This window comes from Flavobacterium phycosphaerae, assembly GCF_010119235.1.
GTDB lineage: Bacteria > Bacteroidota > Bacteroidia > Flavobacteriales > Flavobacteriaceae > Flavobacterium > Flavobacterium phycosphaerae.
In genome coordinates, this window is the sequence record NZ_JAAATZ010000001.1 from 1557545 (window position 1) to 1571004 (window position 13460).

Here is a 13460-nt window from a genome sequence, read left to right on the forward strand (position 1 = left end):
TTAATGTATTTTATCGGTAAATTATTTTTTTTTAGAAGAATTAATTTTAGCTTTGGCTTGTTAATTAATTTTTGATTTTATAATTGTTTTTTTGAAAAATAATAAATAGGTTTACGCCCTTAAAAAATAGAATATTCAAATAACCCCAATTTATATGAAGAAGTTCATTGCATTTGCATCATTTTTAGCTTTATTAACGAGCTGTGGAGGATCAAGCGACAAAGGTGAGTTAGTAGGAGTTAAAGGAAAAAAATGGCATCCGGAAAAACCTTTCGGTATGGCGTTAATACCTGGTGGTGCTTACATTATGGGTAAATCAGATGATGATCCTGCCAATATTCAAGATGCACCAACCAAAACGGTTACTGTAAGATCATTCTATATGGATGAAACTGAAATCACAAATAGTGAATACCGTCAATTTGTGGAATGGGTAAAAGACTCTACTATTAGAGTACGTTTGGCTATTCTTGCAGATGAAGTAGGTCAAACCGCTACTGGTAAAGGTGGAAAAGGAGGCGGAAAAGGTGGAAGCATTGGAGATTTTGCTTTCAACGATACTGATCCTGCTAAAATGACTCCGTATGACAAGTATATGTATGAGAATTACTATAGTGTTGGAACAGATGATGATCCTTACGCCGGAAGAAGATTAAACAGAAAAGTTAAGCTTATTAAAGAAACCAGTAAATATCCGGATGAATATTATACAGAAGTAATGGATACTATGTATTTGCCGGTAGCTGAATCTTTTAACGGTTTGAGAACTATTGATGTTAAAAAATTAAAATTCAGATATTCTTGGATGGATATTCAAGCTGCAGCGAAAGCTAAAGTTGGAAAAAGAAGTTCATTCATCAGAACGGAACAACAAGAGGTTTATCCTGATACTACGGTTTGGATTAAAGATTTTGCTTATTCATACAATGAGCCAATGCACAATGATTATTTCTGGCACCAAGCTTATGGAGAATATCCGGTTGTTGGGGTTAACTGGAAACAAGCTAAAGCATTTTGTGCTTGGAGAACTTTGAATAAAAATACTTATATAAAATCTAAGAAAAAGCATCATGATTTAATTAATGCTTTCAGATTGCCAACGGAGGCAGAGTGGGAATACGCTGCAAGAGGTGGTCTAGAGTCTGGAACATTCCCATGGGGAGGTCCTTATGCTAAAAACGATAGAGGTTGTTTCTTGGCTAACTTCAAACCAAATAGAGGAGATTATGCTGCGGATCAGGCTTTGTATACTGTAGAAGCAAAATCATATGAGCCAAACGGATACAACTTGTATAATATGGCCGGTAACGTAGCCGAGTGGACAGATTCATCATACGATGCAGCTGCTTACGAATACGTTTCTTCAATGAATCCAAACGTACCTGACTTGAAAAACATGAGAAAGGTAGTTCGTGGCGGATCATGGAAAGACGTTGCTTACTTCTTACAAGTGGGAACCAGAGATTTTGAATATGCTGATACAGCAAGAAGTTATATTGGCTTCCGTACAGTTCAGGATTACATGGGAACACAAGTAACCAAAAACGGTAAAGCACCTAGAAAGTAATTTCAAAACCAACTTAAATTATATTAACTTAACTAACTAAAAATTTTTATTATTATGGCATTATTAAGCAAAAAAACAATGAATTTCGCTTACGGTATGGGAGCGGCTGTTGTAATCGTTGGAGCATTATTTAAAATACAACACTGGACAGGAGCTAGTTTAATGCTTATTGTTGGTCTTTCGGTTGAAGCTTTGATTTTTGGATTATCAGCATTTGATCCAGTAGATAAAGAATTGGACTGGTCATTAGTATACCCAGAATTAGCAGGAGGCGAAAGCAAACCAAGAGATAAAAAAGAAGATCCAAAAGATGCACAAGGTTTATTGTCTCAGAAATTAGATAATATGTTAAAAGAAGCTAAAATCGATGGTCAATTGATGGAAAGCTTAGGAAATAGCATTAAAAACTTTGAAGGAGCAGCAAAAGCAATTTCTCCAACTGTAGATTCAATTGCCGGACAAAAGAAATATGCTGAAGAAATGACTAAAGCAGCCTCTCAATTAGAAACGTTGAACGGTTTATACCAAGTTCAATTACAAAGTGCTGAGAGAAATGCTCAAATTAACAACGAGGTTGCTGAAAACAACTTAAAATTAAAAGATCAAATGCAGTCTTTAACATCTAACTTGTCTACATTAAACAATGTATATGGTGGAATGCTTTCTGCAATGAGTAACAAAGGATAATTAGTTTTTCAACTATATTTTACAAACAAAATAATAATATAAACTAATTAGAAAAAATGGCAGGAGGAAAACTAACCCCTAGACAGAAGATGATTAACCTGATGTACCTGGTTTTCATCGCAATGTTGGCATTAAACATGTCAAAAGAAGTATTGACCGCTTTTGGTTTAATGAATGAAAAATTTGAAGGTGTCAATAAATTTTCTGAAGACTACAACAAAAGTTTGTTCACTTCATTAGAATCAAAGGCAAGTGATAATGCCGCACAATTTGGTGCTCCTTTTCAAAAAGCGAAACAAGTTCAAGTAATATCAAAACAACTTTACACTTACTTAGGTAGTTTAAAAGATGATGTTTCTAAAGAATTTGAAAGAGAAAAAAATGGAAAACTTCCTTACGAAGCCATGGACAAAGGTGGTTATATCGATGAGCATTGGTTCAAAGGAGATGGATATTCTCCAAAAGGTAAAGAAATAATCGAGAAGATTGAAAAATACAAAAGTGATTTAATTGCAGTTTTCGGTAATGATGTTAAATATCAAATTATCGTTAATAAAATCAAAGAAAAATTTGATTTAAGCAATGTGAAAGACAAAGAAGGTGTTTCTAAAAAATACTTATCTTACCACTTTGAAGGTTTCCCGGCTATTGCATCAGTAGCTAAATTAACAAGTATGCAAAATGATGTTGAAGCTACTGAGCAAGATATTTACAATGCTTTAATTGGAAATACTACAGCACAAGCTGCTTCGATGAAAAACTACAAAGCTATGGTTATCATGGATAAATCAGCTTTCTTCCAAGGAGAAACTGTTACTGGTAGAGTAGTTTTAGGAAGATATGATGAATCAACAGTTCCAACTAGCGTAAGTGTTGGTGGCGGAAGTGTTTCTATGGAAAACGGTCAGGCTATATTCAAATTAAGTGCCGGTGCTGTTGGAGAACATGATATCAAAGGTAAATTTACTTTCATGGAAGATGGTAAACAAGTGCCAATCGACATAAGTGATAAATACGTTGTAGTTCCTCAACCAAAATCAGCTAACATTTCTGCTGACAAAATGAACGTAGTATACAGAGGTTTAGATAATCCAATGACTATTTCATTTGCAGGTATTTCAGATGATAAAGTGAAAGCTTCTGCACCTGGATTAAGATCTGCCGGCGGACCTGGAAAATACAACATGAGTCCTGGGTCTGGAACAGAGGTTACGGTAAGCGTTACTGCTACTTTACCTGATGGCAAACCAGTATCAGACAAAAAAGTATTTAGAATTAAAAATATTCCTGCCCCAGCCGGAGCTATCGGAAAACAAGTTGGTGTTATCAAAGGCGCTAAATCACGTTTAGAAGTTTCTCAGGTTACTGCAGAATTACAAGATTTCTTGTATGATTTAAATTTCCAAGTAACTCGTTTTACTTTCAAAGTACCAGGACAACCTGCTATCATTGTAAATGGAGACAGAGTTAACGCTCAATGTAAAGCGGCATTAGCCAGAGCTACAAGAGGAGATCAAATTATTATTTCTGAAATCAAAACTAAAATTGTAGGTGGTGCTAATGTTGTAACAAAAGATGCAGCACCGGTAGCTTACGAAATCCAATAATATTTTGAGTTATTAATACCTACTATAACTTATTTTGAAAATTATGAAAATTAAAAATCTTTTATTCGCGGCTGCTTCATTAGTGATGAGCTTTAGTTCTATGGCTCAGTCTAATTTGCTTAATGCCAAAACTCCTGACGAGATTGGTAAAAAGACACCTGCGCAATTAATTTCTGATAATGATAAGCCATTACCATACGGTTATGTTCACGACAGAGATGTATTGATGGGTAAAGCAATTTGGGAGATGATTGATATAGATGAAAGAATTAATTTTCCGCTATATTATCCTATTGACACGGCTTTTGTTGGTAAAGACAGAAGATCTTTGTTTGATGTTTTATTAAAAAATATTAAAAGTGGAAAAATAACTGAGGTGTATACCGATGATTATTTTAATACTAAAAAGACCTTCACTGATATGAGTTCTTCTTTTACTTTCGTGGATACTATTCCTGCTGGTAAAGATTATATCAATGATCATTATGATGAGTTTTATCCAAAAGCTACTACCAAAAAAACGAAAGTTAATGGTAAATGGGTTACTGAAACTGTTCCTGCTACAGGAGGTGCAGTATTAGATCCTCAATATATTGACAAAAGAGAGTTGTCAGCTCAGGATATTTCAGGATATAAAATTAAAGGGTATTGGTACTTTGACAAACGTCAAGGTGAGTTAAAATACAGATTATTGGCTATTTGTCCGGTAGCTCCTGAAGCCCGTGACATTGGTAAAGAAAATGGTGATGTTATCGAATTGTTTTGGGTGTATTTCCCGGCCATTAGAGACATTCTACACGAAGCCAAAGCCTTTAATGATAAAAACTCAGCAATGCCAATTACATTTGACCATTTGTTAAACTCTCGCAGATTTAATGGTGAGATTTACAAAGAAGAAAATGTTTATGGCGACAGACAAGTTGCAGATTATATGAAAGATAATGCCCAAAATCAACTGTTAGAATCGGAAAGAATCAAAGAAAAAATCCGAAACTTTGAGTCTGATATGTGGAATTACTAAAATATAGTATTATAAATAATAAAAAACTCTCACCTTTGGTGGGAGTTTTTTTAGTTTAAAATATGGTCGATTATATCATTGTAGGTTCAGGTTTGGCAGGTATTGCTTTTGCAGAAACACTTTTGCAACATAATAAATCATTCGTGGTTTTTGATAATCATTCACAAAACTCTTCTAAAATTGCCGGCGGTTTATACAATCCGGTTATATTAAAAAGATTTAGCCAAGTTTGGAATGCTAACGAGCAATTGCAACTTGCCGAAGATTTTTATAAAAAGATTGAAGCAAAACTTTCTGTTCAGGTTGATTTTAAAGTGCCTATTTACAGGAAATTTTTTTCTGTTGAGGAGCAAAATAATTGGTTTGCCGCTTCAGATAAGCCTAATTTGTCTCCGTTTCTTTCCAGTACCATCATCCATAATAAATATTCCGCTATAGATTCTCCTTTTGGGTATGGTGAAGTATTGCATACCGGTTATGTCGATACAAATGTTATGTTGAATGCTTATCAAGCGTATCTTAAGAATAAAAAGTTACTGCTTGAGGAAGCTTTTGATTATAATCAATTGCAGGTTTTTGAAACTCATTTAGCCTATCAAAACCTTATAGCAAAACATATTGTCTTTGCAGAAGGCTTTGGAATACACGCTAATCCGTTTTTTAATTATTTACCGTTAGATGGTACTAAAGGGGAGTTATTCATCATTAAAGCGGCTGATTTAGATTTAGACGTTATTGTAAATACCAGTATTTTTATTTTGCCACTCGGACACAATCTTTTCAAAGTAGGGGCAACTTATAATTGGGATGACAAAACGGCTTCACCTACTGAAGAAGGGAAACAAGAACTTATTGACCGTATAAAAGAAATCTTGACTTGCGACTTCGAAATTATTGAACACCTTGCCGGAGTACGACCAACGGTTAAAGACCGAAGACCACTTTTAGGAACACATCATTTACATAAAAACATCCATATCCTTAACGGACTTGGAACACGGGGTGTCATGTTAGCCCCTGCCATGGCCATTGATTTATATGATTATATCGAAAAGGAAAAACCTTTGGAGAAATCTGTCAATATAAAAAGATATACTACTTCTTAACAGCCTTTTTATCAAAATGCACAAACATATTGATGTAAATGTTACGCGAGAGTCTCGCTGTTATTGGCATTAGAGCAATTAGCGCCAAAATAATGGCAATGAAAGAGTATAATAAACTCAAACCTATAATAACTTTTGCTATAATAAATGTGGCAACACCAATGGCAACAGTCAAACCATAACTGACATACATCGCGCCATAAAAAAAGGAAGGTTCTATCTGATAATGCAAGCCACACTGACTGCAATTTTCATGCATAGTGTAAATGTTTTTAAGATGGTATGGGTTTTGGTCCACATACATGCTTTCTTCTTGGCATCGAGGACAAGTTCCTGTTAAAATACTATTTAGTTTGGATCCTTTTTTTAACATTTGCAAAAATTTTCTACAAAGATACTTGATAGAATGTTTTTACTATAACTTTTGCAACATTCATTATGTTAAACATACACAATTTATCGGTTTCGTTTGGGGGTACTTATCTTTTTGAAGAGGTGACTTTTCGATTGGGTTCAGGAGATAGAGTAGGACTGGTGGGGAAAAACGGTGCCGGTAAATCCACGATGCTGAAAATTTTGGCCGGAGATTTTAAACCCGATAGCGGTAGTATTGCTACTGAGAAAGAAGTGAAAATAGGATTTCTTCGTCAGGATATCGATTTTGTAAAAGGGAGAACGGTTCTTGACGAAGCCTATCAGGCTTTTGAAGAAATCAAGTACGCCGAAACTAAGATTGACGAAATCAATCACCAGTTAGCCACTAGAACCGATTATGAAAGCCAAAGTTATTCCGATTTAATTGAGCAATTGAGCGATGTAACCCATCATTATGAAATTCTTGGCGGTTATAATTATGTTGGCGATACGGAGAAAATCCTTTTAGGACTTGGTTTCAAAAGAGAAGATTTCGGAAATCAAACGGATACTTTTTCGGGTGGATGGCGTATGCGTATCGAATTGGCTAAGTTATTACTGCAATCTAATGATATCCTTTTGCTGGATGAGCCAACCAACCACTTAGATATTGAAAGTATCATTTGGTTAGAAGGATTTTTAAGAAACTTTCCGGGCGTTGTCGTGATAGTATCGCACGATAAAATGTTTTTGGATAATGTAACCAACAGGACTATCGAAATTTCATTGGGGAAAGCCTATGATTTTAACAAGCCATATACACAATATTTAGTGTTGCGCGAAGAAATCCGTGAAAAGCAATTGGCCACGCAAAAAAATCAAGCCAAAAAAATAGAAGAAACCGAGAAGCTAATCGAAAAGTTCCGTGCCAAAGCTTCCAAAGCCTCCATGGCGCAATCGCTTATCAAAAAGCTGGATAAAGTTGAACGCATTGAAGTAGATGAAGACGATAATTCGGTAATGAATATATCTTTTCCGGTTTCAATGACTCCCGGTAAAGTTGTTATTGAAGCTGAACATGTGACCAAATCCTATGGCGATAAAACCATTTTAAAAGACATTTCATTATTGGTAGAACGCGGCAGCAAGATTGCTTTTGTGGGACAAAATGGTCAGGGAAAATCCACTTTTATCAAAGCTATTGTCAACGAATTTGAATATGAGGGTTCTATAAAATTAGGGCATAACGTGCAGGTGGGTTATTTTGCCCAAAACCAAGCAGAATATCTGGATGGCGAAATTACACTTTTACAAACGATGACTGATGCCGCAACGGATAGTAATCGTTCTAAAGTTCGCGATATGCTAGGTTCGTTTTTATTCAGGGGGATGATGTAGAAAAGAAAGTAAAAGTACTTTCAGGAGGAGAAAGAAACCGTTTGGCACTTTGTAAATTATTATTGCAACCCATTAACGTTTTGGTAATGGATGAGCCAACGAACCACTTAGATATAAAATCAAAGAACGTATTGAAAGCCGCTTTGCAGAAGTATGAAGGCACCTTACTTTTGGTATCGCACGACAGGGATTTTCTACAAGGAATGTCTAATCTGGTTTATGAATTCAAAGACCAAAAAATCAAAGAATATTTGGGCGATATCAATTACTTCTTAGAGCAACGAAACGCAGCAAATATGCGTGAAATTGAGAAGAAGGATACAGTAGTTAATTCTAATGCTGCTAAAGAAAACAAAAATGTTTCTTATGAAGATCAGAAGAAGAGCAAATCGTTGCAAAATCGCTTAAGCAAAATAGAAAGTCAAATCAAACAACTGGAAATCGATATTCAAAACGATGACAAAGAGCTGGCTTCCAATTATGATAAACATATAGAAAATGCCAATTTCTTTATGGCGTACAACAGAAAAAAATCAGAACTGGATAAACTACTCGAGGATTGGGAAAAAGTTCAGGAAGAGATAGATAATTTTTAATTGAAAAGAGTTCCTTTTAGGAACTCTTTTTTATTCTTTATCAAAAACTAAATTGATAAAAGTAGTGTCTTTTTTAGTATCAAAAATGATACGTCTATTGGGTTTGTTTTGCAATTCGAAGTTACTGTTGACGGTACATTTGCCTTCCATAAAAAGATAGCCGGTATTTGTTGTGATTACTGCTTTGTATAAACTGTCTTTTACCACTTCTTGCATAGGATAATCGGTTTCCCAACTCAAAGGTTTGCCTTCTCCTCGAATGCCTACAGATTGAATATTTTTAACTTTAGAAACGTTGAGTGTTACCACAACTACTCGTTTATATGATTTTTGAACACAACTGACCATCAATATCAGAATTGCTGTTGTTTTTAAGATAGTTTTCATAGAGATGTTTTTTTACGAGTTACGACATAATCAATTCCAAATCTGCCCGAACCTAAAATCATATAGAATATACCTATCCAGAGGAATCCCATTGCAGGCAAACAATTCCATAATCCGTTTTGAATTTGTTGCATAAAGATGGCTACTAACATGGTTCCCATTATTAAAAAAGAAGCAATTCGAGTTTGAAACCCTAGCAATAAAAAGATACCGCCGACAGCTTCACTAAAGGCACCCATCCATGCAAAGAAAGCCGGAGCAAGAGCAAATATCCCGCCATATGCCGCTACATCATTGGGAAACCAAAAGGCAACTTCAAAATAGCCAAGGTTATTATCCGCTGGTGACCAAGGCAAGCCAAATTTCGCTGCGCCAAAGTTAGCGGTTAAAAGAAAGCCACATATAATTCGAGGGATGGCTAACAGTAAATCTTGCGACCAATGTAGTGATAATGTGGGTTTTGTTATTTGTTTTAGGATTTTCATAATTAGTTGATTGTGTAGTTGATAATTAGATTTTCGTTGCTGAAATTTTTCAATACAACTTCTCCGTCCCTTGGTACAATAAAGTCGATAGATGAATTGGCTAAAAGGGAAGGAGATATCCAATTTTCGGTATTGTTTTTAATGGTGTATGCTTCGCAAGAATTTGTAGCGTTTTTATTTTCTAAATGAAGCGAAAAGGAACTGTGCTCAAGGTTCTTCCAAGCTCTTATTTCGTTATTTGCGGGAACCGTTATAGTACCTTGTTTTGGAGAGATGTCTACGGTTTTACAAGAAAGTTGAAGCAAGATTAAGGCAAGTGCAAAGGTAATTTTAAAAATATTTTTCATAATGATTAGATTGGTGATTTATTGTGAGTTTTTGAATGATGGTTGAAACTATAGATTGATGAAATCGCCGTTACCTGTTTTTTTTGAATTGTTGTCAAACTTGGCTTTTCCGATGTTTTTGATATCGCCGTTACCATTGAGGGAAGCATTGAGTTCTTTAGATGTGTTTACGATTACATCACCGTTTCCGGTATTTTTTACTTTAGCTTTTTTGACAGAAAGTTTAGCTGCGTCTATGTTGCCGTTACCACTTTTAACAACCTCAAAGCCATCGGTCATTCCGGTTATTTTGGTATTACCGTTTCCGGTATTTTCTATTCTGAAGTAGCGTCCTAAAACATTTTTGACCATCAAATCACTATTCCCGATATTTTTAATTACAGAGGCTTCGGGCATAGTGATTTTGATTTTAAAATTAGTGTCTTCAATGTATTTATTATTATTCCAATTGTCTATAAAGCTTACGGTTAATTCTTGTGCTGTTGCATTTTCTTTAATAGTAAAAATGTTTTCCAAATTTTCATCGATGGTAACATTGATGCTGAATGGTTTTCCTATTTCGACTTCCAATTTTCCGTCTAGATTTTCGAAATAGACTTTGTCAAAGTTTTTGTAGTCATAGGTTTTAGTACTGATGTTTCCGGAACCTTTTAATTGGGCTGAAGCCAAAAGGCTTGTAATTGCCATTGAGATTGTAAATACGATTGTTTTCATGAGATGAAATTTTAGTGATTATTACTGAGGCAAAATTGCAACATACAGCATAATCAATCGCTTCAAATCATGATTTGAGACCAAGTGTTAATTAAACGGGAAGTATTGTTATTCTTGAGATTATAGCTTTTCGATGTATTCTTTTGGAGAAAGTCCTGTGCTTTTTTTGAATGCTCTATTAAAAGTGGCTTTCGAGTTAAAACCGCAGTCAAAAGCGATTCCGAGTAAGGTAGATTTTTTGTATTCGCCTTTTTGGAAACTTGTTTTTACGGCTTCAATTCGGAAGTTGTTAATGAAGTCGTTGAAGTTTAATCCGAAGCCTTGGTTGATTGATTTTGATATGACGGAAGCATTGGTTTCTAGTTTTTTGGCCAAATCTGTTAAAGTTAATTCCGGATTTTGATACAGATTTTGATCTGAAATTATCATTTCTATTTTTGTTTTCCATAGGTCAATTTCCGGTGATGGTTGTTCTTCGAAAACTTCGTGTTCAATATCAATTACAGTCGCTTCAGTATTCATCGAACCCGATAATAGTAAGGCAGGTTTTTTATCGAAAACAGATATTTCAAAGGGTATTTTGGTTATGATTGGATTAGCATATCCTATAATAGCTATGTAATACATAATAATTGAAAAGAACAGAAAAAACCACCAGCTTCCGGTATAGGAATTCAGTTCAGTATAAAAAATGGAGATAGCATCAAAAACCAATGGCAGCAAAAGCATGATTAAAAAACTGTACAAGTAGGTTTTAATCCATTTAAATAAAACACGATCAGCATAACTTACGACTTGAACTATTAATTTTCTGTATAAGTTATAATAGCGGATAGAAGCTATAAAGTAGACTACCATAGAAATCATTCCGCAGTTATGATACCAATTCTCAAAATCCTTATCCATTCCGTCTTTATAGAAGTAATAACCATGAAAAATATACTTATCGTAAATCCATATTGCTACTATATAGAGCACATAAAAGATACCCGGAATCAAATGCCAAAAGTTCTTCTTTGTTAAAAGAAATGACGGATTGAGTAAGCTTTGAGTGTAGAAATATATTACAGGACCAATAAAAAACAAATGCTGAAACGGTACATAGAAAAGAATGTCTCGATAAGGTTGATTGTCATACCAACCGGCAAACCCCAGCATCCAGGGTGCTATAAATAAACTGCACAGAAAAATAAATACACTAAGCCAATAATTAGATTTGTTTGCTGTACAAATGGCTTTTAACAAAAGCAAAACACTGTAGATAATGCCTTGGGAAAAAGTAATTAGTAGGAGTGAACTGTAAAAGCCAAACTGGAAAAGCATACATCAAATTTGTTTAAAGATATAAAAGTTTAGCTTTCTTTAAAAGGATGTCTTTGTTGCCAAACTAAGGTTGGTTCTAATTTCGGAAAAATTTTCGGCATCAATTGGTTTATCCATTTATTAGTGTGGTAAATAAAACCGGTCATGAAAATAGGTTTCGCACCAATAGAACTTTTGATTTCCAATGCCGTTCGGCCAAAGATGATTTTCTTAAATTTATTTTCAATACCAAACTTAGTCATGTTGTATAGCATATTCAAGTACAGCATTTTTTCTTTCTGTACTTGTTCATCATACCCCAGAAAGTAAGTTTCCAAAACTTCACCGTTTAAAAGCAGAGTGTGAAAGCCTACCAACTTTTCATTTAAAAAATAACCACACAACACAAATCGGTCACCACATTGTTTTTTAAAAGTAGAAAAGTGATTTTTGGCTAAGAAGAAGGTGTTGAATGGTGCGTTTTTGGCCACGTGATAGTACAACTCATAAATGCGATTTTCATTTGAGAGTATTTCGGCTAAAGATAATTCTCGGGTTGTTATGCCTTCCATTTTTTTATGTGATCGTTTGTATTGGTCACGGTATTTTTTGGAAAATGCGGCAATATAATCGTCATTGGTTTTCCAACTTTCGCATAAATCAAAAATCATATTGGGTTGTGTATTGAAATCATACATGTCAGCAAACGCATACAATTTAAGCTCATCGGCACAATGTTGATAAAAGTCTTTAAACGAAACAATATGGATTGTAATTTTTTGCTCTTTGAAATAACGAGTTATTGCATTGGCACACTCTAATAGCAATTCACTGATGCTTTTATGGTCTATGTTTTTATTGAATTCATAACCATTTTGTCCCGTAATCATGTTGTTGCCTAAAAACAATACATGGGAAGCAAAGTTCTTGAAAACAAAATTTCGAATATATGTTTTCAGACATTTATCCCTTTCGCCAAATGATTCCAGTTTGTTCAAATCAAGATATTGTGCTAAAGCCACACCAATCAAAGCCTCTTTTTCGAATATACCAATATAAAAACATTGCATATTGGTGGGAGCCGACTCTTCTAAAACTTTTAAATAAGGAGTTTGCAAAAACGCATTATCAGTGGCAACTGTATCCCAAGAAGTGGGAAGTTGTGCAATAGAAGAATAAATGATAAAGGAATGTGTCAAAATAAAAAAATCGCCCTACAAATGTAGAGCGATTGGGTTATAATAAAATGTTAATTATTGCATCATACAGATGATTCCGCCCATGATCATAAAGCAAACCATCCAGAAACCACTGGTTACCATGACATATTTGAAACTTCTTCTTTCATACAAGGCTCCGGTTCCAATAACAGGAAATATCATAAATAATCCCATCATGAAACCATGCAAAGCTCCGTGTTTGAAAGATCTGAATGCCGTTCCGTAATCTGCCATAAAAGCAGCATAGGAGGGTTTGGCAATAGAAGGGTCACCACCTACCATGCCCAAAGCACCAAATTGATGAATGACACACATTTGCAATACAAATGAAATCAGAAAGGCATACACGATGGAAAGCCCAAAAATCTTAATCATGTTAAAATCTTTGCCATCTTCGTGTGAAATGCCGGCTTCTTTCATCCAAATAGTTCCAAAAACTTTTGGGTTATACCAAATAAATCCAACAACTAATGTTGATACAGCAGCAAGTAAAAGAGCAATCCAGTTGATTTCCATAATAATACGTTTATTGATTAGTTTACCAAATGTAAAAAAAAATATTTAATTCCTTTTTTCTTGACCATTTTAACAAGAATTTCATCTTTTTGTAAGATAAAAATGTAAAAAAATCATAATAAAATGCATTTTGTCGATTATATTTGTTTTTAA

Annotated in this window: 13 protein-coding genes and 1 pseudogene; 6 read left to right on the plus strand and 8 right to left on the minus strand. The window is 34.6% G+C overall.

Features of this window, described 5'->3' with window-relative positions:
- The first annotated feature begins 154 nt into the window (after positions 1 to 154).
- The 5 genes from porK to GUU89_RS06960 all read left to right on the plus strand — a co-directional run bounded on the left by porK (position 155) and on the right by GUU89_RS06960 (position 5988).
- Positions 155 to 1567 carry a T9SS ring complex lipoprotein PorK/GldK gene (porK, locus tag GUU89_RS06940; protein WP_162127238.1) on the plus strand — a complete coding sequence of 471 codons (1413 nt, stop codon included), beginning with the start codon at positions 155 to 157 and terminating at the stop codon, positions 1565 to 1567.
- A gap of 54 nt (positions 1568 to 1621) precedes the next feature.
- Entirely contained in the window at positions 1622 to 2254 is a 633-nt protein-coding gene (gene porL / locus GUU89_RS06945) for a type IX secretion system motor protein PorL/GldL (protein ID WP_162127239.1), read from the plus strand.
- Between the two features lie 56 nt (positions 2255 to 2310).
- Positions 2311 to 3861, plus strand: a complete 1551-nt coding sequence (porM, locus tag GUU89_RS06950) for a type IX secretion system motor protein PorM/GldM (RefSeq protein WP_162127240.1) — start codon at positions 2311 to 2313, stop codon at positions 3859 to 3861.
- 43 nt (positions 3862 to 3904) lie between these two features.
- The gene (gene porN, locus GUU89_RS06955; RefSeq protein ID WP_162127241.1) at positions 3905 to 4882 is read left to right on the plus strand and encodes a type IX secretion system ring subunit PorN/GldN; all 978 of its coding nucleotides are present in this window, start codon (positions 3905 to 3907) and stop codon (positions 4880 to 4882) included.
- 62 nt (positions 4883 to 4944) lie between these two features.
- Positions 4945 to 5988 carry an NAD(P)/FAD-dependent oxidoreductase gene (locus tag GUU89_RS06960; RefSeq protein ID WP_162127242.1) on the plus strand — a complete coding sequence of 348 codons (1044 nt, stop codon included), beginning with the start codon at positions 4945 to 4947 and terminating at the stop codon, positions 5986 to 5988.
- On the opposite strand, the gene GUU89_RS06965 is transcribed toward GUU89_RS06960, so the two are convergent.
- Positions 5978 to 6361, minus strand: a complete 384-nt coding sequence (locus tag GUU89_RS06965; RefSeq protein ID WP_162127243.1) for a DUF983 domain-containing protein — start codon at positions 6359 to 6361, stop codon at positions 5978 to 5980. The two genes, GUU89_RS06960 and GUU89_RS06965, sit on opposite strands and share 11 nt — an antisense overlap.
- 65 nt (positions 6362 to 6426) lie before the next feature.
- Between GUU89_RS06965 and GUU89_RS15305 the strand changes: the two are divergent.
- Positions 6427 to 8336 (plus strand): annotated as a pseudogene (locus GUU89_RS15305) (ABC transporter ATP-binding protein).
- A gap of 30 nt (positions 8337 to 8366) precedes the next feature.
- Here the strand turns inward: GUU89_RS15305 and GUU89_RS06975 are convergent.
- From GUU89_RS06975 to GUU89_RS07005, 7 genes are all read right to left on the minus strand, one after another.
- Positions 8367 to 8723 carry a hypothetical protein gene (locus GUU89_RS06975; protein ID WP_162127244.1) on the minus strand — a complete coding sequence of 119 codons (357 nt, stop codon included), beginning with the start codon at positions 8721 to 8723 and terminating at the stop codon, positions 8367 to 8369.
- A complete protein-coding gene (locus tag GUU89_RS06980) occupies positions 8720 to 9208 on the minus strand; it encodes a DoxX family protein (protein WP_162127245.1) in 489 nt (162 codons plus the stop codon). Before GUU89_RS06980 ends, GUU89_RS06975 begins: the two co-directional genes overlap by 4 nt.
- A 2-nt stretch (positions 9209 to 9210) precedes the next feature.
- Positions 9211 to 9555, minus strand: coding sequence for a hypothetical protein (locus tag GUU89_RS06985; protein WP_162127246.1), 345 nt, complete (start codon positions 9553 to 9555; stop codon positions 9211 to 9213).
- A gap of 48 nt (positions 9556 to 9603) precedes the next feature.
- Positions 9604 to 10269, minus strand: a complete 666-nt coding sequence (locus GUU89_RS06990; protein ID WP_162127247.1) for a GIN domain-containing protein — start codon at positions 10267 to 10269, stop codon at positions 9604 to 9606.
- Between the two features lie 120 nt (positions 10270 to 10389).
- Positions 10390 to 11592, minus strand: coding sequence for a helix-turn-helix domain-containing protein (locus tag GUU89_RS06995; protein WP_162127248.1), 1203 nt, complete (start codon positions 11590 to 11592; stop codon positions 10390 to 10392).
- Between the two features lie 29 nt (positions 11593 to 11621).
- The gene (locus GUU89_RS07000) at positions 11622 to 12770 is read right to left on the minus strand and encodes an 8-amino-7-oxononanoate synthase (RefSeq protein ID WP_317163866.1); all 1149 of its coding nucleotides are present in this window, start codon (positions 12768 to 12770) and stop codon (positions 11622 to 11624) included.
- Positions 12771 to 12824: 54 nt separating this feature from the next.
- A complete protein-coding gene (locus GUU89_RS07005) occupies positions 12825 to 13307 on the minus strand; it encodes a DUF1761 domain-containing protein (RefSeq protein ID WP_162127249.1) in 483 nt (160 codons plus the stop codon).
- Positions 13308 to 13460: the final 153 nt, after the last annotated feature.

Excerpts from the sequence above, each read along its gene's own strand:
- porK (WP_162127238.1), top strand. The coding sequence starts at position 155 with ATGAAGAAGTTCATTGCATTTGCATCATTTTTAGCTTTATTAACGAGC.
- porL (WP_162127239.1), top strand. The coding sequence starts at position 1,622 with ATGGCATTATTAAGCAAAAAAACAATGAATTTCGCTTACGGTATGGGA.
- porM (WP_162127240.1), top strand. The coding sequence starts at position 2,311 with ATGGCAGGAGGAAAACTAACCCCTAGACAGAAGATGATTAACCTGATG.
- porN (WP_162127241.1), top strand. The coding sequence starts at position 3,905 with ATGAAAATTAAAAATCTTTTATTCGCGGCTGCTTCATTAGTGATGAGC.
- GUU89_RS06960 (WP_162127242.1), top strand. The coding sequence starts at position 4,945 with ATGGTCGATTATATCATTGTAGGTTCAGGTTTGGCAGGTATTGCTTTT.
- GUU89_RS06965 (WP_162127243.1), bottom strand. The coding sequence starts at position 6,361 with ATGTTAAAAAAAGGATCCAAACTAAATAGTATTTTAACAGGAACTTGT.
- GUU89_RS06975 (WP_162127244.1), bottom strand. The coding sequence starts at position 8,723 with ATGAAAACTATCTTAAAAACAACAGCAATTCTGATATTGATGGTCAGT.
- GUU89_RS06980 (WP_162127245.1), bottom strand. The coding sequence starts at position 9,208 with ATGAAAATCCTAAAACAAATAACAAAACCCACATTATCACTACATTGG.
- GUU89_RS06985 (WP_162127246.1), bottom strand. The coding sequence starts at position 9,555 with ATGAAAAATATTTTTAAAATTACCTTTGCACTTGCCTTAATCTTGCTT.
- GUU89_RS06990 (WP_162127247.1), bottom strand. The coding sequence starts at position 10,269 with ATGAAAACAATCGTATTTACAATCTCAATGGCAATTACAAGCCTTTTG.
- GUU89_RS06995 (WP_162127248.1), bottom strand. The coding sequence starts at position 11,592 with ATGCTTTTCCAGTTTGGCTTTTACAGTTCACTCCTACTAATTACTTTT.
- GUU89_RS07005 (WP_162127249.1), bottom strand. The coding sequence starts at position 13,307 with ATGGAAATCAACTGGATTGCTCTTTTACTTGCTGCTGTATCAACATTA.